Raw genomic sequence first — 21971 nt, forward strand, 5'->3', positions numbered from 1 at the left:
TGAAGGGATTGCCCTGGAGGGCATCAGAGCGGCCGCGCTTTACCAAATCTTGGTAATCGCGGCCGCAGTTACTGCGGGTAAGTCGAAGCCGTCATTCTGTCGGAATCTGTCCGGTGATTAATGGACTTGTCCGGTCGCCCGACACCACCCTGCGTCGCTGTCCGAGACCGGCAGGTCGTTGTTCGGTTATCCGCCCGTTACTACCGAGTAACGAAGCCCCTTGTGCGGGCGGCGAGAATGCACCACGATCGGCCACGCTCGGTCCATTCCCGCACCCCGACAGCCGGTTGGGTCACGGGAGTTCCTGGGTCCCCACCGAGCAGAGTCGGCGGCAGTGGCGCCGGCTCTTGGACAGGGGGGTCTTCGCCCACCCGGCGAAGCCTGTCCAGCAAGGTTGTGCGTGATGCGTGTCAGGCGCGACCAGTGGTTGTCGCTCGGGGGTGATCGCCGGTGATCGGTGCGCGGTTCGCGCCTCCGAGGACGGGCGCTCTCCTTCCCGAGGACGTAGCACTTCTCCCATCCCTGCCCGGCTGAGCCGTCGAGCTGACAGTGGCAGCCAGGGCCAGGAGATGTACGTCCGAGAAGGAGGAAATATGGAGTCCCAGGTGCGTGGCGGGACCAGATGGAAGCGGTTCGCTGTGGTCATGGTGCCCAGCGTCGCCGCCACGGCTGCGATAGGTGTCGCCCTCGCGCAGGGCGCTCTCGCCGCGTCGTTCAGTGTCTCCGGGCAGTCGTTCAAGGTCACGACCGACAAGCTCGTCGGTAATGGCTTCTCGCAGTACGGCGCTCTTGACGAGGGCTACACGCTCTCCGGCAAGAAGACGGTTCACCCCGTCGCCGTCTCGGGGTTCGAGTCCGCGACGATCACCAACATGTGCCAGTCCGTCGTCACCCCGGACATCCCGATCCTCGGGAGTGTCAGCCTGATCCTTCGGGCGGGCCAGGGTGACAAGCCGGTCGAGGCCAAGAACCTGTACATCGACGTGGCCGACCTTGAGGCCGACGCCACGTTCGAGAACATCGACATCGGTGTGGCCGCGAAGGACGCCAACAAGGGTCCGGGCATGAAGGGCGGCGGCGAGCAGGCCAACCCCTTCGGCTTCGCCCAGCAGGCCGACAAGGCCACGCTGAGCAACGTGAAGCAGACGGCGTGGGCGACCACCGCCGGAACCTTCAAGCTCAGCGGTCTGAAGATGTCGCTGTCGACGGGTGTCAAGGAGTGCTACTAAGCACTCACTGACGGGCGGGGGAGCCGATGGCGCCCCCGCCCGTCCACTCTCCGCCCGCTTTCTTCACAAGCGGTCACACGCACCACAACTCACCACCACCGCACCACCATCACAGCAAGCCGTAGCAGGGAGCTGTTTTCCATGAGCGCCGAGACTCCTGCCGTATCCGGCCAGTTCGCCCACCGCAGGACGCAGTTCGCCGCCTGGCGGGGTACGCGGCCGTTCTGGGCCGGTCTGTTCGTCATGCTCGGCGGACTCCCCATCGCCTACTTCCCATACGCGAACCTTCAGATCGGCCACCTGACGCTGGCGATGCAGACCGCGGGGGGCTCCAGCTCCCTGATCATCGGTGTGCTGCTCGTCGTCCTCGGCTTCACTCTCTGGTTCCAGAAGCACGTCCGCACCTTCGCGGGCGTCGCGGCGATCCTGCTGGCGCTGGTGTCCATCCCGCTGTCCAACCTCGGCGGCTTCCTGATCGGCTTCCTCCTCGCCCTCGTCGGCGGGGCCATGGCCGTGTCGTGGGTGCCCGCCCGGGACTTTGACGCGCAGCCGGCACAGCCGGACGCGACGGGCGGGGAGAGCGCACCCGCGGGTGCCGCGGACCCCGACACCACGATCCTCAAGCCCGTGGTGGGCGAGCCGAACGATCTGTCAGGAACGAGCCCGGCGAACGGGGCGAACGGGAGGCACAGTGCCGGCTGACGAGGTGACCCACGGGACTGAGGTGGACAAGTCCCGTGTGAGAACCGGGCCGCGTCACGCGGCGCCCAAGAAGCCGCTGTTCACCAGGTTCCAGATGCCGGCAGGCAAGGCGATAGCCCTGGCGGCGATGCCGACGGCGGTCCTTATGGGCATGGGCTTCACGCCCACGCTCGCGCAGGCCGACAGCGACAACGCCACCAAGCCGACGTCCAACAGCCTCACCGCGGACGAGTACAAGGAGTGCGTGGCGGCACTGGAGGACGACGCCTCGGCGTCCGCGTCCCCCAGCGCGAGTGAGTCCACGGACAAGGACAAGACGGAAGAGAAGGACGAGACGGCCGAGCCGACTCCGTCGGCCTCCTCCGGCTCCTCGGACAACTCCTCCGACACGTCGGGTTCTTCGGACTCCGCGGGCGACTCCTCCTCGTCGGATTCAGGTTCCGACGACGCGGCCGAGCCCACGCCGACCCCGTCGCCGAGCAAGGCGGGCGAGGCCCAGTCCGGCGACTCGGCCACGGCGTCCCCCTCGCCGTCCGAGAGCGGCGGCAACGTGCTGGAGGACATCGGCGACGCCATCGAGGGCATCTTCACGGGCGGTGCGAAGGACGAGGAGTCCGCGAGCCCGACGCCGACGCCCTCCGCGAGCGCGAGCGAGGAGACGTCCTCCGGATCTGCCGATTCCGGCACGTCCGGCAAGGACACCTCCGAGTCGTCCGACCCCGTCAAGGAGACCGCCGACAAGGCCACCGACGCGGTGAAGGACACCGTCGAGGGCGCCACCGACAAGGCGTCCGAGGCGGCCGAGGACACCACCGAGGCGGCCCAGGAGGCGGCCGACGAGGCCACCGCCACGCCGAGCCCGTCCGCGAGCTCCACCACGGACCCGGAGAACTGCCCGGCCGCCACGGACGAGGAGGGCGGCGTCGACAACCCCGTGCCGCTGCCCGACGACCCGTGGTTCCTGAACGCCAGCTCGCTGCTGCTCAAGGGCGCCGACTACCAGGGCATCGTCAAGGTGAAGACGGCCGACGGCACCACCAAGAAGGTGCTGAAGTACGTCATCTCCGACGGCACCGACATCGGCGACCTGCACCAGACGGTCAAGGACAAGCAGTCCGGCAAGACCTACCACGTGCAGGCGGCCGAGGGCTCGACGTCCACGATCCGCAACGGCAAGACGGTGATGTACACCGAGAGCATCTCCGGCAACCTGCTGGGTCTGATCCCGGTGACGTTCGACCCGGAGCACCCGCCGCCGCTGAACATCCCGCTGATCTACTTCACGAAGGTGAAGGTCACCCAGGCCGGCCAGTTCGGCGGCACCCTGCACGTGCCCGGCCTGCACAACTTCACGACCGACTGAGCCGGGCGCCTCGATCAGACGCCCCCACAGACCCGTTCGGGAGCCGCACAACCGGCCGTGGGCCGGTCCTCCAAGCGAGGGCCGGGCCACGGCTGTGCACCCCGTCAGGTGCCGGCGATGTACGAAGGGCTGAGCCACCTGTGCGCACACACGGATGAGGGCGCCCCCTGCCGGCAGGGGGCGCCCTCCATGTCGTAGCAGGGCCTCGGAGCGGCCCGTGCGGTCAGTCCCGCGGGCGGCCGCCCAGGTGGTGGACGCGGACCATGTTGGTGGTGCCGGGGACGCCGGGCGGGGAGCCGGCGGTGATGACCACGATGTCGCCCTCGTTGAACAGCCCGAGCTTGACGATCTCCTGGTCGACCAGGTCGACCATCTCGTCGGTGCTGTTGACGAACGGGACGACGTGCGGCTCGACACCCCAGCTGAGCGTCATCTGGTTGCGCGTGGACTCGTCCGTGGTGAACGCGATGATCTGCTGGGCCGCGCGGTAGCGGCACAGGCGGCGGGCGGTGTCGCCGGACTGGGTGAAGGCGACCAGGCCCTTGCCGCCGAGGAAGTCGGCGATCTCGCAGGCGGCACGGGCCACCGAACCACCCTGGGTGCGGGGCTTCTTGCCCGGCACCAGCGGCTGCAGGCCCTTGGCCAGCAGCTCCTGCTCGGCCGCGGTGACGATCTTCGACATCGTCTTGACGGTCTCGATCGGGTACGCGCCCACGCTCGACTCCGCGGACAGCATGACCGCGTCGGCGCCGTCCAGGATCGCGTTGGCCACGTCGGAGGCCTCGGCGCGGGTCGGGCGGGAGTTGGTGATCATCGACTCCATCATCTGGGTCGCCACGATCACCGGCTTGGCGTTGCGGCGGCACAGCTCGATGAGCCGCTTCTGCACCATCGGGACCTTCTCGAGCGGGTACTCGACGGCCAGGTCGCCACGCGCGACCATCACGGCGTCGAACGCCAGCACGACGTCCTCCATGTTCGCCACCGCCTGCGGCTTCTCCACCTTGGCGATGACCGGGACGCGGCGGCCGACCTCGTCCATGACCTTGTGCACGTCCTGCACGTCGTTGGCGTCACGGACGAAGGACAGCGCGACCATGTCGCAGCCCATGCGCAGCGCGAACCGCAGGTCCTCGACGTCCTTCTCGGACAGCGCCGGCACGTTCACGGCCGCGCCGGGCAGGTTGATGCCCTTGTGGTCGGAGACGACGCCGCCCTCGATGACGATCGTCCGCACCTGCGGGCCCTCGACGTCCAGGACCTTCAGCTCGACGTTGCCGTCGTTGATGAGGATCTGGTCGCCGCGCGAGACGTCGCCCGGCAGGCCCTTGTAGGTGGTTCCGCAGATGGACTTGTCGCCCGGGACGTCCTCGGTCGTGATGACGAACTCGTCACCGCGCTCCAGTTCGACCGGGCCCTCGGCGAAGGTCTCCAGGCGGATCTTGGGGCCCTGCAGGTCGGCGAGCACGCCGATGGCACGCCCGGTCTCCTGGGCGGCGGCCCGGAGCCGCTCGTAGCGGCCCTGGTGGTCCTCGTGCGTGCCGTGGCTGAAGTTGAAGCGGGCCACATTCATGCCCGCCTCGATCAACGCGACGAGCTGTTCATGGGAGTCGACCGCGGGGCCGAGAGTACAGACGATTTTCGAACGGCGCATGGGACGATCCTATCGGTTTGTTTCGCCGCGGAATATTCCGTCTGGCGGAAGATACAAATGAGCTGTGTAATGCTCAGCCGTGTTACTCGGCCGTTGCTTCAACGGTGTTCTCCCCGACCAGTGCGTAGGTCTGCGTCGCGATCTCCAGTTCTTCATCCGTCGGCACCACCGCGACCGCCACCCGCGCGCCCGGGGGCGAGATCAGCCGCGGCTCGTCACCGCGTACGGCGTTCAGCCCGGCGTCCACCGCGAGGCCCAGTTGGTCCAGGCCCGCCACGGCGGCTTCCCGCACCGGTGCCGCGTTCTCGCCGACGCCGGCCGTGAACGCGATCGCGTCCACCCTGCCGAGCACCGCGTAATAGGCGCCGATGTACTTCTTCAGTCGGTGAATGTAGATGTCGAAGGCCAATTGGGCCCGCTCGTCACCTTCGTCGATCCGCCGGCGGATCTCCCGCATGTCGTTGTCGCCGCACAGGCCGATCAATCCGCTCTTCTTGTTGAGAAGAGTGTCGATTTCCGCGATGGACATTTCGCCAACACGCGCCAAATGGAAGATGACGGCGGGATCGGTGTCACCGGATCGCGTACCCATCACGAGCCCCTCCAAAGGCGTCAGCCCCATGGAGGTGTCCACGCACTTGCCGCCCCGTACGGCGGACGCGGACGCGCCGTTGCCGAGGTGCAGCACGATGACGTTCACGTCCTCGGGCGCCTTGCCCAGCAGCTTCGCCGTGGCCCGGGAGACATACGCGTGCGAGGTGCCGTGGAAGCCGTACCGGCGTATCCGGTGCCGGTCGGCGGTCTCCACGTCGATCGCGTAGCGGGCGGCCGACTCCGGCATCGTGGTGTGGAACGCGGTGTCGAAGACGGCGACCTGGGGCAGGTCCGGGCGCAGCCCCATGGCCGTACGGATCCCGGTGAGGTTGGCCGGGTTGTGCAGCGGGGCCACCGGGATGAGCCGCTCGATCTCGGCGAGTACGGCGTCGTCGATGACGGTCGGCTCGGTGAACTGCTTGCCGCCGTGCACGACCCGGTGGCCGATCGCGGCCAGCTCGGGCGAGTCGACCCCGAGGCCGTCCTTGGCGAGCTCCGCCGAGACGGCCTTCAGGGCGGCGTCGTGGTCGGCGATGGGCCCGGTCCACTCGCGGGCCTCTCCGCCGCTCGCCAGCGGTGTGTGCTTGAGCCGGGAGGTCTCCTCGCCGATGCGCTCGACGAGGCCCACGGCCAGCCGGCTGCTGCCCTGCATGTCGAGCAGCTGGTACTTCACCGACGAGGAGCCGGAGTTGAGGACGAGGACGCGGGTCGCGGTCACTGGGCGGTGGCCTTCTCGGTGGGGGACAGGGCGGGGGACTGGGCCTGAATGGCGGTGATCGCCACGGTGTTCACGATGTCCTGGACCAGGGCGCCCCGGGACAGATCGTTGACCGGCTTGCGCAGACCCTGCAGCACCGGGCCCACCGCGATCGCGCCGGCCGAGCGCTGTACGGCCTTGTAGGTGTTGTTGCCGGTGTTGAGGTCCGGGAAGATCAACACGCTTGCCTGGCCGGCGACTTCGGACTCCGGCAGCTTGGTGGCCGCGACCGACGGCTCGACGGCGGCGTCGTACTGGATCGGCCCCTCGGTCTTCAGGTCGGGCCGCCGCTCGCGCACCAGCTCCGTCGCCTCGCGCACCTTGTCGACGTCGGCGCCCGAGCCGGACGTACCCGTCGAGTACGACAGCATCGCGATGCGCGGCTCCACGCCGAACCGCTGGGCGGTGGCCGCCGACTGGATGGCGATGTCGGCCAGCTGCTCGGCGTTCGGGTCGGGGTTCACGGCGCAGTCGCCGTAGACGAGTACGCGGTCGGCCAGGCACATGAAGAAGACGGACGAGACGATGTCGGCGTCGGGATTGGTCTTGATGATCTCGAAGGCCGGCCGGATGGTCGCCGCCGTGGAGTGCACGGACCCGGAGACCATGCCGTCCGCGAGGCCCTCCTGCACCATCAGCGTGCCGAAGTAGTTCACATCGGAGACGACGTCGTACGCCAGCTCCACGGTCACGCCCTTGTGGGCGCGCAGCTGGGCGTACTTCTCGGCGAAGGTGTCGCGCAGCTCGCTGGTCGCCGGGTCGATCAGCTGGGTGTCGCCCAGGTCGATGCCGAGGTCGGCGGCCTGCTTGCGGATCCGGTCGACCGGCCCGAGGAGGGTGAGGTCGCAGACATTGCGGCGCAGCAGCACCTCGGCGGCGTGCAGAACGCGCGGCTCGGTGCCCTCGGGCAGCACGATGCGGCGCATGTCCGAGCGGGCCTGCTCCAGCAGCTTGTGCTCGAACATCATCGGCGTGAGCCGGTCGCTGCTCGGCGCCGAGACCCGCTTCAGCAGGTCGCCGGTGTCGACGTACCGCTCGAAGAGGCCGAGGGCGGTCTCCGCCTTGCGCGGGGTGCCCGCGTTCAACTTCCCCTCCATGGCGAAGAGCTGCTCCGCGGTGGGGAAGCTGTAGCCGGGCACCGAGAGCACCGGGGTGCCCGGGGCGAGGCGGGCGGCGAGGGTGAGGATCTCGTCGCCGGGGCGCTCGTCCAGGGTGAGCAGGAGGCCGGCGATCGGCGGGGTGCCGGCGCTGTGCGCGGCCAGCGAGCCGACGACCAGGTCGGCGCGGTCGCCCGAGGTGACGACGAGGCAGCCCGGGGTCAGGGCCTTGAGGAAGTTCGGCAGCATGGCGCCGCCGAACACGAAGTCGAGGGCGTCACGCGCGAGCCCCGAGTCGTCGCCGAGCAGGACCTTCGCGTCCAGGGCCTGGGCGATCTGCCAGACGGTCGGCGCGGCGAGGGCGGGCTCGTCCGGGACGACGTAGCAGGGCACCGGCAGCCGCGACCGCAGCGCCTGGGCGATCTCGTCCCGGTCGTCCCGGGCGACCCGGTTGGCGACCATGGCGAGCACGTCACAGCCCAGGCCCTCGTATGCCCGGAAGGCGTTGCGCGTCTCGGCGAGCACCGACTCGGCGGCCTGCTTGCGGCCGCCCACGACGGGTATCACGGACGCGCCGAACTCGTTGGCGAGCCGGGCGTTGAGGGAGAGCTCGTCCGGGAGCTGGGTGTCGGAGTAGTCGGTGCCGAGGACGAGGACCACGTCGTATGCGCGGGCGACGGCGTGGAAGCGGTCGACGAGCGTGGAGACCAGCTCGTCCGTGCCGCGCTCGGCCTGCAGGGCGGACGCCTCGTGGTAGTCCATGCCGTAGACCGTCGCCGGGTCCTGTGAGAGGCGGTAGCGGGCGCGCAGCAACTCGAACAGACGGTCGGGGACGTGGTGGACCAGCGGCCGGAACACCCCCACCCGGTCGACCTGCCGGGTCAGGAGCTCCATCACTCCCAGTTCGACGATCTGGCGGCCGTCGCCGCGGTCGATGCCGGTCACGTACACGCTGCGCGTCACGCGTGCTCTCCGTTTCGTCTGGGGGGCCGCAAAATCGCCCACCAGGGTGAGCGAAACCCTCTTGACAATACCCTTGCCGGTAGATAAGGCGCCCGTCAGGTTCGTGGGCCCGACATACCCCTCGGGACATGAAACAATCGGACTGGCTCACCGGTATCAACAGCGAGCAGGAGACACAGCACGATGCGTATCGGAGTTCTCACCGCAGGCGGCGACTGCCCCGGCCTGAACGCCGTGATCCGGTCGGTCGTGCACCGTGCCGTCGCACAGTACGGCGACGAGGTGATCGGCTTCGAGGACGGGTACGCGGGCCTGCTGGACGGCCACTACCGCAGCCTCGACCTGGAGGCGGTCAGCGGCATCCTGGCCCGCGGCGGCACGATCCTGGGCTCGTCCCGGCTGGAGCGCGACCGGTTGCGCGAGGCCTGCGAGAGCGCCCCCGACATCGCCCGCGACTTCGGCATCGACGCGCTGATCCCGATCGGCGGCGAGGGCACGCTGACGGCGGCCCGCATGCTGTCGGACGCCGGCCTGCCGGTGGTCGGCGTACCGAAGACCATCGACAACGACATCTCGTCCACGGACCGGACGTTCGGCTTCGACACCGCGGTCGGCGTCGCCACGGAGGCCATGGACCGGCTGAAGACGACGGCCGAGTCCCACCAGCGCGTGATGGTCGTCGAGGTCATGGGCCGCCACGCCGGCTGGATCGCGCTGGAGTCCGGCATGGCGGCGGGCGCCCACGGCATCTGCCTGCCCGAGCGCCCCTTCGACCCCGCCCTCCTCGTCTCGATGGTCGAGGAGCGCTTCGCGCGCGGCAAGAAGTTCGCGGTGATCTGCGTCGCCGAGGGCGCCCACCCGGCCGACGGCACCATGGACTACGGCAAGGGCGACATCGACCAGTTCGGCCACGAGCGCTTCCAGGGCATCGGCACCGCGCTGGCCTTCGAGCTGGAGCGCCGCCTCGGCAAGGAGGCCAAGCCCGTCATCCTCGGCCACGTCCAGCGCGGCGGTGTGCCCACGGCGTACGACCGCGTCCTCGCCACCCGCTTCGGCTGGCACGCGGTGGAGGCGGCCCACCAGGGCCAGTTCGGCAGGATGACCGCGCTGCGCGGGACCGACATCGTCATGGTGCCGCTTGCGGAGGCGGTGACCGAACTGAAGACGGTGCCGAAGGACCGCATGGAAGAGGCGGAGTCGGTGTTCTAGATCGATCTGCTGAAGCCGCACCTGGAGAGCAATCACTGAGACGTCAGGGGGCATCCCCCTGGACGGTCCTCCAGAAGTGCTCCACGATCCGGTCCAGGAACTCACGGCCGGCCGCGCTTGAGTCACTGCCGCCCCCGCCCCAGCTGAGCGTGGCGGTCATCTGCCCCTGGTAGTTCTGGTGCAGCTCCTGAAGGGCGTCCTCCAGGACGCGCCGGTCCAGGGGCACCATCTTCCCGACGGGGCGTACATACGCCTGCCAGCGCGTCGTCACGGCACTGCGCAGCAAGTCGGCGAGCTTCGCGTCCCGGCCGGTGACGGTGATGAAGTCCGGCACCGTCAGGCCGAGGGTCTCGGCGAGGGCGGCGGACTGCCGGTCGGTGCCCTGCCAGTCGTCGCTCTCCTCCATGCGCAGGTACGTGCCGAGGTCGTGCCCGACGGTACGGGCCACGTCCTCGGGGGCGAGGCCGCGGGCGATGCGGTGTTCGCGCAAGGTCCGAGGCTTGCCGAGCAGTTCACTGGGCGAGCACCACAGCACGCCCGCCAGAGCGGTCAGCTCGCTGTTGTCCGGTGAGGCGATCTCACGTTCCCAGGCGATGACGAGGTCCTCGGTGACGTAGGGGAGTCCGTACGAGGTTCGCATGCCGTAGGCGACGTGCTCGGGCCGCATGTTGAGAGCGGCGCGCAGCCTGCGGGCGGCGGGGGCGTTGAAGGGGGGAGTGGGCGGGGTACGGCGGCTGGAGCGGTTGGGGGGCTGGTTCGGTTGGGCTTGGGGTCGGCGCACGGGGCACAACGTAGGGCGGCCGGAGTGGGGTGACTACGGTCTGTTCAGCCAGGATCACGGATTGTAGGAAGCTACGGCTACCGGCGAGTTCGACGCCCGGCGGAGGTCGTCACGGGCTGCGCGGGCGATGGGCGGGTGATCGCTCCGACGGTCGGTGGCATGCCATGAATGGCAACCTCGGTGGGCATATTCGCAGGCGCCGGGCGGTATCGATCTTCAGATGTCCGCCGGCGGTGCGCCGGGATGGCATGGCGTGGGTGTCGGGCGTGCGGGCGGGCGTCGAAGGTGAGTACGTCCGACGGCGAGGGTACCGGCGCCGTGGCGGTGGACGGCAGGCGGCTCAATCCCGACGCTCGCCGCGCGCGGGACGTGCCTACCCCTTGACCGCCCCGCCCAACGCGAACCCTCCGCCCAGCCGCCTCGCCACCAGCACATAGAGCAGAATCACCGGCGTCGAGTAGATGATCGAGAACGCCGCCAGCTGCCCGTACACCACCGTCCCCCGATTCCCGAAGAACTCGTTGATGCTCACCGCGGCCGGCATCTGGTCCGGCGTGAGCAGCAGCATGAACGGGACGAAGAAGTTCCCCCACATCATCACGAACGAGAACACCGTCACCACCGCCACACCGGGCCCCATCAGCGGCAGCACGATCCGCGCCAGCGACTGGAGCGACGACGCCCCGTCCGTCCAGGCGGCCTCCTCCAGCTCCTTCGGCACCCCGTCCATGAAGTTCTTCATCAGCCAGATGGCGAACGGCAGTTGGGAGGCGGCGAAGAAGAAGATCGTCCCCTCCATGGTGTCGATGAGGTTCACCTGCACGAACAGGGCGTACACCGGCACCATGATCGCCGTGATCGGCAGGCTCGTCGCGAACAGGATCGTGAGCAGGAACGGGCGGTTGAAGCGGGACCGGAACCGTGACAGCGGGTAGGCGGCGAGCGCCGCGCACGCGACCGTCAGTGCCGTGCCCCCGCCGCACAGCAGCAGGCTGTTGAGCAGCGGTGTGAAGGTGATCTCCGGGGTGAGGACCGCGTCGAAGTTGTCCAGCGTGACACCGTCCGGGACCTTCACCTGGAGGTTGGCGTCCGTGTCCAGCGAGGAGAGGAGCACCCACGCCAGCGGGAGCACGAAGGCCGCGGCCACCACCAGGAGGCCGGCGTCGGCAGCCAGGCGGTGCGAGGTGCGTCGGGACGAGAGAGTGCGGGGCATCGGGCGTCACACCTCCGTTCGCAGCAGACGCAGGTAGACCACCGAGAACAACGAGCCCACCACCAGGAGCAGGAGGGCGACCGCCGTGCCGTAACCGATCATGCTCTTCTGGAACGCCTCCTCGTACATGAACAGCGGCAGTGTCTGGCTCTTGCCGCCCGGACCGCCCCTGGTCATCACCCAGATCAGGCCGAAGACGGACAGGGTCTGGAGGGTGATCAGCATGAGGTTGGTGCCGATGGAGCGGCGGATCATCGGAAGGGTGATGTGCCACATGCGGCGCCAGCCGCCGGCGCCGTCGACCTCGGCCGCCTCGGTGATCTCCTTGGGGATCTCGTTCAGCGCGGCGGAGTAGACCAGCATCGAGAAGGCGGTGCCACGCCAGACGTTCGCGAACGACACCGCCAGGATCGGGAGGGTGAACAGCCAGTTCTGGGTGGGGAGATGGAGCCAGTCCAGGATCGCGTTCAGGGTGCCCTCGCGGCGGAAGAAGGCGTAGAGCAGGAAGCCCGCGACGACCTCCGGCAGGACCCACGCCGTGATGACGACGGCCCCCACCAGGGTGCGAACGGGCTTCGACGCCCGCTGCATCAGCGCGGCCAGGGCCAGGCCCAGGGTGTTCTGGCCGAGCAGGGCCGAGATGACGGTGAAGACGAGGGTCAGCCAGACCGCGTTGCGGAACGCCTCGTCGTCGAACGCCGCACGGAAGTTGTCGAAACCGACGAACGAGTCCTCGGCCTGGCCGGTGAGCTGGAGGTCGGTGAAGGCGATGTAGGCGCAGTAGGCGATGGGGCCGGCGAGGAAGAGGAGCAGGAGGACGACGGCGGGCGTGACGGGCAGGGCCCGTAGGAACGGGACGTGACGAGGGCGGGCGCCCGGCGTGGCCGGTGCGGGGGCCCGGCCCGGCCTCTTCGCGAGGCCGGGGCCGGTGGCGGTCTTCATGAGGGGTGACTCACTTCTCGATCACCTGGCCGTCCGTCGCCGATTTCAGCTCCTCGTCGTACGACTTGGCCGCGTCCTCGACCGAGGCGTCGCCCGTCGTCACGCCCTCCATCGCCTCCTGGATCGCGGTGGACACCTTCGGGTACGCCGGGTAGGCGGGCCGGTAGTGCGTCGACGCGACGAGGTCGGTGAAGAACTTGATGCCGGGCTGGGCGTCGACGTACGCGGGATCGGCCGCGACGTCCTTGCGCACCGCGATACCCGAGTTGGCGATGTACCACTTCTGGGCGTTCGCCTTGGTCTGCATCGTCTTGACGAACTCGAAGGCCAGGTCGGGGTTGCCCGCCTTGGCCGGGATCGACCAGGTCCAGCCGCCGGACATGCTCACCTTGCCGGGGGCCTGGCCGTTCTGGGTGGGCATGTGGGCGAGACCCAGCTTCTGCGACCACTCGGGCCATTCGTGACCGCTGCCCTCCAGCCAGTCCTGCGGGAGCCAGGAGCCGTCGAGGTCGATGCCGAGCTTGCCCTCGGGGAGCAGTTCACCGCGCACACGGGTACCGAAGTTGGGGTCGAGGGCGTCCGAGACGTCCGGGCCCAGCTTCTCCTTGTAGACCGTCTCCACGAACCCGAGGGCGTCCTTGAACCCCTGGCTGCCGGCGATCCACTTCTTGGACGCCTTGTCGTAGAGCGGGTCCGTGGTGCCGTCGTTCGTGCCGTAGAGGAGCATCTCGAAGCCCTGCATGGTCGCCGCCTCGCCGGCGGGCTTGCCGGTGTAGACGTTGAGGGGGGTGACACCCGGGACCTTCTTCTTGATCGCTCGGGCGGCTTCGAGGACGTCGTCCCAGGTCTTCGGCTGCCAGTCGGCGGGCAGACCGGCCTTCTTGAAGATGTCCTTGCTGAACCACAGGCCCCGCGTGTCCGTCCCGTCCGGGATGCCGTACGTCTTCCCGTCCTCCCCCTTGGCCGCCGCCTTCGCCGTGTCGATGAACTGGCCCCAGTCCTTCCACTTGGCGAGGTAGGGGTCGAGCGGCTTCAAGTACCCGCTGGTGATGTCCGAGTTGATGAGGAACGTGTCCTCGTAGACCAGGTCAGGGGCGGTCTTGGGGGAGCGGAGCATCTGCTGGAGCTTGGTGTAGTACTCCGAGTCCGGCGCCTTGATCGGCACGAACTCGACCTTCTTGCCCGGGTTCGCCTTCTCGAACTGCTTCTTGATGTCCGCGAGATAGGTGTCCATCACCTTGATGGAGTTGTCCGTGGACTGCTTGAAGGAGACCTTCAGGGTGTCGGGGTCGCTGCCGGATCCTCCGCCACAGGCGGTGAGCGAGCCTGCGGCGGCGAGGGTGAGGGCGAGGAGTGCGGGGAGGGCGGGGCGAGTTCGGAGGGTGGTTCGGGCGGCTCGGACGGGGCGGGCGGTGGGGCGCACGGGCATGACCTCCTGGGGCCTACGTCGTTGTGGCCTGGGGTTGTCTGCCCGGTGAACCTAAGAGGAGTGGTCTAGTCAGGTCAATGCGTGTGCGTGGGATTGGGCGGTGGATCGGGAAGGTGCTCGGGCCGGGTGACGTCGCTACCGGCCCGACCCCGCCCCCGGCACCCACCGATACACCAACTCCGGCCTACCCACCTGCCCATAGACCGGCGCCCGCTCGGCCCTCCCGGCCTCGACCAGGTGCTCCAGATACCGCCGAGCCGTGATCCGGGAAATCCCCACGGCCTCGGCCACCCCCGCCGCGGTGAGTCCCTCCTCGGCCTCCCGCACGGCCCCGGTCACCCGCTCCAGCGTCGGCCCGCTCAACCCCTTCGGCAACGCCGCCGGCCCCGGTGCCCGCAGTGTCGCCAGGGCCCGGTCCACCTCGTCCTGTCCGCTGGCCTCACCGACCGCCGCATGGAACTCGGCGTAGCGCACCAGGCGGTCCCGCAGCGTGGCGAACGTGAAGGGCTTCAGCACGTACTGCACGACCCCCAGCGACACGCCCTCGCGGACCACGGCGAGATCCCGAGCCGATGTCACCGCGATCACGTCCGCGTGGTGGCCGGCCGCTCGCAGCGACCGCGCCAGTTGCAGCCCGTGCACATCCGGCAGGTGCAGGTCCAGCAGCAGCAGATCCACCGGCGTACGCTCCAGCGTGCGCCGCGCCTCCGCACCGGTGTGCGCCTTGCCGACGGCGACGAAGCCCGGTACCCGGCCGACGTACATCATGTGTGCGTCCGCCGCGACCGGATCGTCCTCCACGACCAGGACCCGAATCGCCTGCTCGGCCGACGCCGTCATACGTCACCTCTCAAAACCACCGCACCACCGGAACCCGGGCGGGGCTCGGACTGCTGGGATTGCTGAGATCGCTGGGGCTGGTGGGGCTGGTGGGGCTGGTGGTGGGACTGCTGCGCAGGCTCGGTGTCCGGCAAGGTGCCCCGCAATGGGTCCGTGCCCGGTTGGGGCCCGGCGTCCGGTCGGGCCTCGGCGCGGGGTTGGGGGCCGGAGTCCGGCAGGGAGTGGGCATGCGGTTGGGGCTCGCTGCCGTGCAGCGGTCCGGCGTCCGGCAGGTACTCGCCGTCAGGCGGCTGTGTGCCCGGCAAGGCTTCGCCGCCGTGCGGTGGCCCGGTATCCGGCAACTGTTCCGCGTCCGGCAGGTGCTCGCCGCCCGGCGGCTGCGTGCGCGGCTGGGGTCCGCCGTCCGGTTGGGGCTCCGTGTTCGGCAGGTGCTCGTCGCTGTGCAGCGGTCCGGCGTCGGGTTGGTGCTCGGTGTCCGGGAGCGGCTTCGCGCTCGGCAGGTGCTCGTCGCTGTGCAGCGGCTCGGCGTCGGGTTGGTGCTCGGTGTCCGGGAGTGGCTTCGCGCTCGGCAGGGGCTCGCCGCTGTGCAGCGGTCCGGCGTCGGGTTGGTGCTCGGTGTCCGGGAGTGGCTTCGCGCTCGGCAGGGGCTCGCCGCTGTGCAGCGGTCCGGCGTCGGGTTGGTGCTCGCTGTCCGGGAGCGGCTTCGCGCTCGGCAGGGGCTCCCCGCCCTCCAGCGGCCCGGCTTCCGGCAGGTGCACGCCGCCCCGCAGCGGCTCCGGGCCAGGCAGCGGCTCCGCGCCCTCCCGGGGCTCGCCGCTCTCCAGGCGCTCGCCGTCCTCCCGGGGCGCAGCACCTGGCACGGGCTCCGCCTCTTCCCGCCGCATAGCCTCCCGCACGCGCCCCTCGCCCAGTGGTAGCCGTGCCTCGAACTCTGCGCCGCCCCCGGCAGCCTCGGCCACCGACAGGTCGCCGTCGTGCCGGTGCACCGCCTGTCGGACCAGTGCCAGTCCCAGGCCGCGCCCGCCCGGTCCCGCCGGCTTCGTCGAGAAGCCGCGCTCGAACACCGCCTCCGCGTGGGCGGGATCCACGCCGGCCCCCGTGTCGGACACCCGCAGGACCAGCTCTCCGCCCTGCGTGTACGCCGTCACCGTCACTCGCGCCCCCACACTGCCCTGCGCGGCGTCCACCGCGTTGTCGATCAGGTTGCCGAGGATCGTCACCAGATCCCGGGACGGCAGGGACGGCGGCAGCAGGCGGTCGTCCAGTCTGCTGTCCTGCGAGACGACGAGTTCGACGCCCCGCTCGTTGGCCTGTGCCGTCTTGCCCAGCAGAAGCGCCGCCAGCACCGGTTCGCTGACCGCCGCGACGACCTGGTCCGTCAGCGCCTGCGCCAGCTCCAACTCGGCCGTCGCGAACTCCACCGCCTCCTCGGCGCGTCCGAGTTCGATCAACGAGACCACCGTGTGCAGACGGTTCGCCGCCTCGTGCGCCTGTGACCGCAGCGCCTGGGTGAAACCCCGCTCGGAGTCCAACTCGCCCATCAGGGACTGCAGTTCGGTGACATCGCGCAGGGTCACCACCGTGCCGCGACGCTCACCGCCCGACACCGGTGAGGTGTTCACCACCAGCACCCGCTCCGCCGCGAGGTGCACCTCGTCAACCCGGGGCTCGGACGCCAGCAGCGCCCCGGTCAGCGGGGCCGGCAGGCCGAGCCGCGCGACCGACTGCCCCACCGCATCGCCGGCCACGCCGAGCAACTCGCGCCCCCCGTCGTTGATCAGCGCCACCCGGTACTGCCCGTCCAGCATCAGCAGCCCCTCACGCACCGCATGCAGTGCAGCCTGGTGGTAGTCGTGCATACGGCTCAGCTCGGCGGCGTTCATACCGTGGGTGTGCCGCCGTAGGCGGGCGTTGATGACGTACGTGCCGATCGCCCCCAACGCGAGGGCGCCCGCCGCCACTCCGATCAGGGCCGTCAGCTGGTCCTGCACCCGCTTGCTGATCTCCTCGACCCGGATGCCCGCGCTCACCAGCCCGACGATGTGCGAGGGCTGGCTCCCCCCGTCGTAGATCGGTACGACCGCCCGCACGGACGGGCCGAGCGTGCCGGTGTACGTCTCCCTGAAGGGCTCCCCGCGCAGGGCGCGCTCCGTGTGGCCGCGGAAGTGCTGCCCGATCTGCTTCTCGTCGGGGTGCGTCCAGCGGATGCCCTCGGGACTCATGATCGTGACGAAGTCGACCTCGGCGTCGCGCTGGACACGGAGCGCGTACGGCTGGAGTTCGGCCGTCGGATCGGCCGTACGGATCGCCTCCCCCACGGACGGGGCATCGGCTATCGACTGCGCCACCGCCATGGCCTGCCGGCCCGCCGCGTCCTCGGCCTGCCCGCGGTCGCTGACGTATGTGAACACCGCATACCCGGCGACGAGCACCGCTATCAGCACGGCCTGCATGGCGAAGAGCTGGCCGGCCAGGCTGCGGGGTCGCGGGACGGGGATGCGCATGCCGTCAGTGTGCCCCATGACCGATTTTGGCCGACCAGCCTGTGGATAAGTGCTTCCCGTGGCTCAAAGGGCGTGAGTTGATGTGAGTCACGTCACTCCCCAGGCTCCATCTAGGAGGCAGGGTCTTCGGGGGGCAGGGTCGTCTTCGGGTCAGGTCTTCTTCCGTCGGCGTCCGCTCTTTCCGCTGCCGCTACCGGCGAGCGCGGCCACCCCGACAGCGAACTCGCCGGTTGCCACGTGCATGCCGATCTGAAGGTCCGTGATCGGCTTGTGGATGTCGAAAAGGGTGGTGACACCCACGACGATCGAGCCCCGCGAACGCGCGAGCCGCTCCGTCTCCGGGGACACCGGGATGTCCGGCCAGTGATGGTGGACCTCGCCGCTACGAACCGTCACGGAGACCCTTCGGTCCGCGATCGACGCGGTCAGGCCTCGGGTCGGGACGGCGTCCGGCGACAGCGCGTGCAGCCCACCGTCGAGCCCCAGTTCCTTGAAGACCTCCACCGTCCACACCTGCCACCCCCGAGCGGCCTCCCCGTCCTCCCCGTTCTCCGAGGTGCCGCCGTCCTCCCCCCGCTCCCCGTCGACGTACTGGAGGAGCGCGGCCTCGTAGGACGGATTCACCAGGAAGAACGGAGTGCCGTCGGAGGCCGCGCCGAGCGTCAGCAGGGCCGGCATGACGAACGTCCCCGCACGCCACGTCAGATGCGGAACGTCGGAGACCGGTGCCATCGGCCCCTCGTGCCAGCCCGGCGGGCGGCAGCCTGCGTGATGCAGCGATGCGTTGGCCAGCTCGCCGTCGGCGTACACGGCGAGCGCAGGGCGCCGCCAGCGCCGTAGCGGACGGCCGCAGGTCTGGCAGTCGATCGCGCGCAGCTCCTCGCGGAGCTCGGAGAGCACGGACTCCCCGAGCTTCGACCGGGTCACCGGGTCGGTTCGTACCTTGATGCCGGCCATCGCGTTTCTCCGTCCACCGTTTCCGACGCCGCTCGTCCCGGTGCGGAACCTAGCCGCGCGTCACCGGGACCGGTCCCGGTGAACTAAATGAACGGAAGGGTGACCGCCCTCACATGACGGGAGATAGTCACCGCATCGCTGAGTACGACCCCGTCCCCCTGGGGCTCGCCAGCCCATCAGCGAACCCCCCACCCCGGACGTGAGCCGCACGCCGGTGATACCGACGAAGACGTCAAGGAGGGCAGCCGTGGCCGCCGCCAGTTCCCCCGACAAGGCACCTGCCGCACCCGTCGCCAAAACCAAACGGGACCGCACGCACTACCTCTACATCGCGGTGATCATCGCGGTTGCCCTCGGTATCGCCGTGGGTCTGGCCGCGCCCGACTTCGCGGTCGAGCTGAAGCCCATCGGTACGGGTTTCGTGAACCTGATCAAGATGATGATCTCGCCGATCATCTTCTGCACGATCGTCCTGGGCATCGGCTCGGTACGGAAGGCCGCCAAGGTGGGTGCGGTCGGCGGTATCGCCCTGGCTTACTTCACCGTCATGTCGCTCGTCGCGCTGGCCATCGGTCTGGTCGTCGGCAACATCCTGGAGCCCGGCACCGGGCTCGCCGTCACCGACGCCATCAAGGACGCCGGTCACGCGCAGGTCGACGCCGAGGCCAAGGACACCACCGAGTTCCTGCTCGGCATCATCCCGACCACGATGGTTTCCGCCTTCACCTCGGAGTCGGTCCTTCAGACGCTGCTCATCGCGCTGCTCGCCGGTTTCGCGCTCCAGGCCATGGGTTCGGCCGGGGAGCCGATCATTCGCGGCGTGCAGCACATCCAGCGGCTCGTCTTCCGCATCCTCGCCATGGTGATGTGGGCCGCGCCGATCGGTGCCTTCGGCGCCATCGCCGCCGTCACCGGCTCCGCCGGCGTGGACGCGCTGAAGAGCCTCGCCGTACTGATGCTCGGCTTCTACGTCACCTGCTTCCTGTTCGTCATCATCGTGCTCGGCGCGCTGCTGCGGATCGTCGCCGGCCTGAACATCTTCACCCTGTTCAAGTACCTCGGCCGCGAGTTCCTGCTGATCCTCTCCACCTCCTCCTCCGAGTCCGCGCTGCCGCGCCTCATCGCGAAGATGGAGCACCTGGGCGTCAGCAAGCCCGTCGTCGGCATCACCGTCCCGACCGGCTACTCCTTCAACCTCGACGGCACCATGATCTACATGACCATGGCGTCCCTGTTCATCGCCGACGCCATGGGTACGCCGATGTCGATCGGCGAGCAGATCCCGCTGCTGCTCTTCCTGTTCGTCGCCTCCAAGGGCGCCGCCGGTGTCACCGGTGCGGGTCTGGCCACGCTGGCCGGTGGCCTCCAGTCGCACAAGCCGGCCCTGGTGGACGGCATCGGTCTCATCGTCGGCATCGACCGCTTCATGAGCGAGGCCCGCGCCCTGACGAACTTCGCGGGCAACGCGGTGGCGACGGTGCTGATCGGGACGTGGACGAAGGAGATCGACCGCGGGCGGGTCGACGACGTGCTCGCCGGTCACATCCCGTTCGACGAGAAGACGCTCCTGGACGACGGGCACGGGGGTTCGGCGGATGCCGATGGCGATGCCGATGCCGAAGCCGTGCCGGGGCAGGGCGGGGAGAAGGAACTCGCCAAGGCGTGAGCGCTCCGCGGAGCGCTCCGCTGGGAGAGCCGATGTGAGCTCGGGGTGCTGTTGTCGGCGGGCTGCAGGTTGTGTGTGGCTGGTCGCGCAGTTCCCCGCGCCCCCTGTGGGGCCTTCGGCCCCGGGGGGCCCGGCCTCCCCTCCGTTGTCCGGACGTCCGGCCCCGCCTGAACCGGGGCCGGGCGTCCGGCATGTGCGCCGGGCGGCTGAGATGCTCCCCCGTCTCTCAGCCGCCCGGTCTCGCCGGTACGGCCGCGTCGTTCAGCCGCGCCAGGTCCTGCGTGCTCAGCTCCAGGTCCGCCGCTGCCGCCGAGTCCCGGATCGTTCCCGGGCGGCTCGCGCCCGGGATCGGGATCACGGACGGCGACCGTGCCAGCAGCCACGCCAGGGCCACCTGCTGCGGGCTGACACCGCGTTCGGCGGCGATGGCGTGGAAGGCACTCGGGCGGGCCTCGCCCTCGACCTCTGACGGACCGTCCAGCGAGCTGCGGGAGATGCCGCCCAGCGGGCTCCACGGCAGGAACGCCAGCCCGAGTTCCGCGCACAGGCGGAGCTCGGCCTCGCTGTCCCGGACGGCGGGCGAGTACCGGTTCTGCACCGAGACCAGGCGGTCACCGAGGATCCGTTGGGCCGCGCGGATCTGGTCCACGTCCGTGTTGGAGATGCCTGCCATACGGATGGTGCCCGCGTCGAGAAGGTCGCGCAGCGCGCCGACCGACTCCTCGAACGGAATCGCCGGATCGGGCTTGTGCAGCTGGTAGAGCCCGATCGCCTCGACGCCGAGCCGCCGCAGCGAGGCCTCGGCGGCCGCCTTGAGGTGGCGGGGGTCGCCGTTCACCGTCCAGCTGCCGTCGGCAGGTCTGCCACGGCCGCCCTTGGTGGCCACCAGCAAGCCGTCCGTGTCGCCGCCGTACGCGGCCAGCGCGCGGCCCGCAAGGAGTTCGTTGTGACCGGGCCCGTCGCCCGGCAGATGGTACGAGTCCGCCGTGTCCAGCAGCGTTACCCCCGAGTCCAGGGCGGCGTGCACGGTCGCCAGAGCGCGCTTGTCGTCGGGGCGGCCCTCGATGGACAGCGGCATCAGGCCGAGGCCGATCGCGCTCACCTGGCGGGGTCCGAGAGTGCGGTGGCGCATGTCAGTCGTCGTCCTTTCCGAGGGTCTCGGCGACGGCCTCGGGAAGCCACTGCCGGGCGTGGGTGAAGCGGAAACCGAGCCGGGTGGCACGGGAGTTGTCCATGCCGTAGGCGCGGGGGAAGGAGAACGGGGAGACCTCGCCGACCTCGACCCGCTGGAAGACGGCCTCACCGTGCGGGAGGTGCGCCGCGATGGCGTCGCACAGTTCCTCGGTGGTCAGCAGGCCGTGGGAGGCGGCGTTCACCGGACCCGTGAAGTCCTGGCCCACGGCCCAGAACAGGAAGTCGGCGATCTCCTCGACATGGATGTACGTCGCCGGATGGTTGGCCACCGGTACGGCGATCGGTGCGCCGCTGCGGATGCGGCTCGCGTAGTGGGCCATACGGCCCGTGAAGTCGTCGTCCCCGCCCAGCACATGGGCGACGCGCACCGCCGCGTACGGAAAGGCCGGGTCGGCGGCGAACACCGCCTCCGCCTGCCGCTTGCCCTCGCCGTAGTGGGTGTCGAGGAACTCCGGGTCGTCCCAGGGAAGTTCGAGGTCCACGGCCACACTCAGGGCGTCCACGTCCGGCTCGCGGACGGGGGCGATCGAGTCCTCGTACTCGTACACCTCGACCGTCGACGTCAGTACGTAGCGACGCGTACGGCCGGTGAGGACGCGGCGGGCGATCTCCGCCTGCCGAGGCGTGTAGCAGACCTGGTCGACGACGGCGTCGAACGTCCGTGAACCCAGCGCCGCCGTCAGGGACTTCTCGTCGTTCCGGTCGGCGACGAGGTGAACGGCGCCCGGGGGCGGCGCCGACGAGCCGCGATTGAGAACCGTCACCCGGTCCCCGGCGGCCAGCAGCCGTGCGATCAGCCGCTTGCCGAAATAGCGGTTGCCGCCGATGACCAGTACCTCTCGTGCCTGTCGCATGGCCATAATTCTCCTGGCCCTGC

General features: G+C 69.7%; 16 protein-coding genes and 1 pseudogene. 5 read left to right on the forward strand and 12 right to left on the reverse strand.

From position 1 onward, the window contains the following. Window positions 1-593 precede the first annotated feature (593 nt). From ACZ7L5_RS22295 to ACZ7L5_RS22305, 3 genes are all read left to right on the forward strand, one after another. Window positions 594-1229: a DUF6230 family protein gene (locus ACZ7L5_RS22295; protein WP_328879247.1), complete on the forward strand. Its 636-nt coding sequence runs from the start codon at window positions 594-596 to the stop codon at window positions 1227-1229. Between the two features lie 141 nt (window positions 1230-1370). Next, window positions 1371-1931, forward strand: coding sequence for a DUF6114 domain-containing protein (locus ACZ7L5_RS22300; protein ID WP_471518452.1), 561 nt, complete (start codon window positions 1371-1373; stop codon window positions 1929-1931). Beyond that, entirely contained in the window at window positions 1921-3294 is a 1374-nt protein-coding gene (locus tag ACZ7L5_RS22305; RefSeq protein WP_471518453.1) for a hypothetical protein, read from the forward strand. Before ACZ7L5_RS22300 ends, ACZ7L5_RS22305 begins: the two co-directional genes overlap by 11 nt. Window positions 3295-3517: 223 nt before the next feature. Here the strand turns inward: ACZ7L5_RS22305 and pyk are convergent, their stop codons facing one another. The 3 genes from pyk to pta all read right to left on the reverse strand — a co-directional run bounded on the left by pyk (window position 3518) and on the right by pta (window position 8359). Further along, the gene (gene pyk, locus ACZ7L5_RS22310) at window positions 3518-4948 is read right to left on the reverse strand and encodes a pyruvate kinase (protein WP_369273473.1); all 1431 of its coding nucleotides are present in this window, start codon (window positions 4946-4948) and stop codon (window positions 3518-3520) included. An 82-nt stretch (window positions 4949-5030) separates the two neighbouring features. Next, window positions 5031-6260, reverse strand: coding sequence for an acetate kinase (locus tag ACZ7L5_RS22315; protein ID WP_471518454.1), 1230 nt, complete (start codon window positions 6258-6260; stop codon window positions 5031-5033). Continuing rightward, the gene (pta, locus tag ACZ7L5_RS22320) at window positions 6257-8359 is read right to left on the reverse strand and encodes a phosphate acetyltransferase (protein ID WP_471518455.1); all 2103 of its coding nucleotides are present in this window, start codon (window positions 8357-8359) and stop codon (window positions 6257-6259) included. Before pta ends, ACZ7L5_RS22315 begins: the two co-directional genes overlap by 4 nt. Window positions 8360-8542: 183 nt before the next feature. Here pta and ACZ7L5_RS22325 point away from each other — a divergent pair, with 183 nt between their 5' ends. Next, complete coding sequence (locus tag ACZ7L5_RS22325; RefSeq protein ID WP_328879241.1) at window positions 8543-9568, forward strand: ATP-dependent 6-phosphofructokinase; 1026 nt, start codon at window positions 8543-8545, stop codon at window positions 9566-9568. 43 nt (window positions 9569-9611) lie between these two features. Here ACZ7L5_RS22325 and ACZ7L5_RS22330 read toward each other — a convergent pair whose 3' ends face one another. From ACZ7L5_RS22330 to ACZ7L5_RS22360, 7 genes and pseudogenes are all read right to left on the reverse strand, one after another. Beyond that, complete coding sequence (locus ACZ7L5_RS22330) at window positions 9612-10349, reverse strand: XRE family transcriptional regulator (protein WP_384193523.1); 738 nt, start codon at window positions 10347-10349, stop codon at window positions 9612-9614. Window positions 10350-10722: 373 nt separating this feature from the next. Next, complete coding sequence (locus ACZ7L5_RS22335) at window positions 10723-11562, reverse strand: carbohydrate ABC transporter permease (protein WP_471518456.1); 840 nt, start codon at window positions 11560-11562, stop codon at window positions 10723-10725. A gap of 6 nt (window positions 11563-11568) precedes the next feature. Then, window positions 11569-12504 (reverse strand): carbohydrate ABC transporter permease, encoded by a 936-nt coding sequence (locus ACZ7L5_RS22340; RefSeq protein WP_383247618.1) that lies wholly within the window; start codon window positions 12502-12504, stop codon window positions 11569-11571. A gap of 10 nt (window positions 12505-12514) precedes the next feature. Continuing rightward, window positions 12515-13933 carry an extracellular solute-binding protein gene (locus ACZ7L5_RS22345; RefSeq protein ID WP_471518457.1) on the reverse strand — a complete coding sequence of 473 codons (1419 nt, stop codon included), beginning with the start codon at window positions 13931-13933 and terminating at the stop codon, window positions 12515-12517. A gap of 135 nt (window positions 13934-14068) precedes the next feature. After that, a complete protein-coding gene (locus ACZ7L5_RS22350; protein WP_363043603.1) occupies window positions 14069-14773 on the reverse strand; it encodes a response regulator in 705 nt (234 codons plus the stop codon). An 899-nt stretch (window positions 14774-15672) separates the two neighbouring features. Next, a pseudogene (locus tag ACZ7L5_RS22355) lies at window positions 15673-17277 on the reverse strand (sensor histidine kinase); the annotation flags it as partial. A 150-nt stretch (window positions 17278-17427) separates the two neighbouring features. Beyond that, complete coding sequence (locus ACZ7L5_RS22360) at window positions 17428-18234, reverse strand: hypothetical protein (RefSeq protein ID WP_471518458.1); 807 nt, start codon at window positions 18232-18234, stop codon at window positions 17428-17430. A 247-nt stretch (window positions 18235-18481) separates the two neighbouring features. Here ACZ7L5_RS22360 and ACZ7L5_RS22365 point away from each other — a divergent pair, with 247 nt between their 5' ends. Further along, window positions 18482-19900 carry a cation:dicarboxylate symporter family transporter gene (locus ACZ7L5_RS22365; protein WP_471518459.1) on the forward strand — a complete coding sequence of 473 codons (1419 nt, stop codon included), beginning with the start codon at window positions 18482-18484 and terminating at the stop codon, window positions 19898-19900. Window positions 19901-20126: 226 nt separating this feature from the next. Here ACZ7L5_RS22365 and ACZ7L5_RS22370 read toward each other — a convergent pair whose 3' ends face one another. Then, the gene (locus ACZ7L5_RS22370; RefSeq protein ID WP_471518460.1) at window positions 20127-21032 is read right to left on the reverse strand and encodes an aldo/keto reductase; all 906 of its coding nucleotides are present in this window, start codon (window positions 21030-21032) and stop codon (window positions 20127-20129) included. A 1-nt stretch (window position 21033) separates the two neighbouring features. Beyond that, the gene (locus ACZ7L5_RS22375; protein WP_471518461.1) at window positions 21034-21948 is read right to left on the reverse strand and encodes an NAD-dependent epimerase/dehydratase family protein; all 915 of its coding nucleotides are present in this window, start codon (window positions 21946-21948) and stop codon (window positions 21034-21036) included. Window positions 21949-21971 lie beyond the last annotated feature (23 nt).

The organism is Streptomyces sp. NPDC107528, from assembly GCF_055639295.1.

Coding starts and splice junctions, on each gene's coding strand:
- ACZ7L5_RS22295 (WP_328879247.1), top strand. CDS start 594: ATGGAGTCCCAGGTGCGTGGCGGGACCAGATGGAAGCGGTTCGCTGTG.
- ACZ7L5_RS22300 (WP_471518452.1), top strand. CDS start 1,371: ATGAGCGCCGAGACTCCTGCCGTATCCGGCCAGTTCGCCCACCGCAGG.
- pyk (WP_369273473.1), bottom strand. CDS start 4,948: ATGCGCCGTTCGAAAATCGTCTGTACTCTCGGCCCCGCGGTCGACTCC.
- ACZ7L5_RS22325 (WP_328879241.1), top strand. CDS start 8,543: ATGCGTATCGGAGTTCTCACCGCAGGCGGCGACTGCCCCGGCCTGAAC.
- ACZ7L5_RS22335 (WP_471518456.1), bottom strand. CDS start 11,562: ATGCCCCGCACTCTCTCGTCCCGACGCACCTCGCACCGCCTGGCTGCC.
- ACZ7L5_RS22340 (WP_383247618.1), bottom strand. CDS start 12,504: ATGAAGACCGCCACCGGCCCCGGCCTCGCGAAGAGGCCGGGCCGGGCC.
- ACZ7L5_RS22345 (WP_471518457.1), bottom strand. CDS start 13,933: ATGCCCGTGCGCCCCACCGCCCGCCCCGTCCGAGCCGCCCGAACCACC.
- ACZ7L5_RS22350 (WP_363043603.1), bottom strand. CDS start 14,773: ATGACGGCGTCGGCCGAGCAGGCGATTCGGGTCCTGGTCGTGGAGGAC.
- ACZ7L5_RS22360 (WP_471518458.1), bottom strand. CDS start 18,234: ATGGCCGGCATCAAGGTACGAACCGACCCGGTGACCCGGTCGAAGCTC.
- ACZ7L5_RS22370 (WP_471518460.1), bottom strand. CDS start 21,032: ATGCGCCACCGCACTCTCGGACCCCGCCAGGTGAGCGCGATCGGCCTC.
- ACZ7L5_RS22375 (WP_471518461.1), bottom strand. CDS start 21,948: ATGCGACAGGCACGAGAGGTACTGGTCATCGGCGGCAACCGCTATTTC.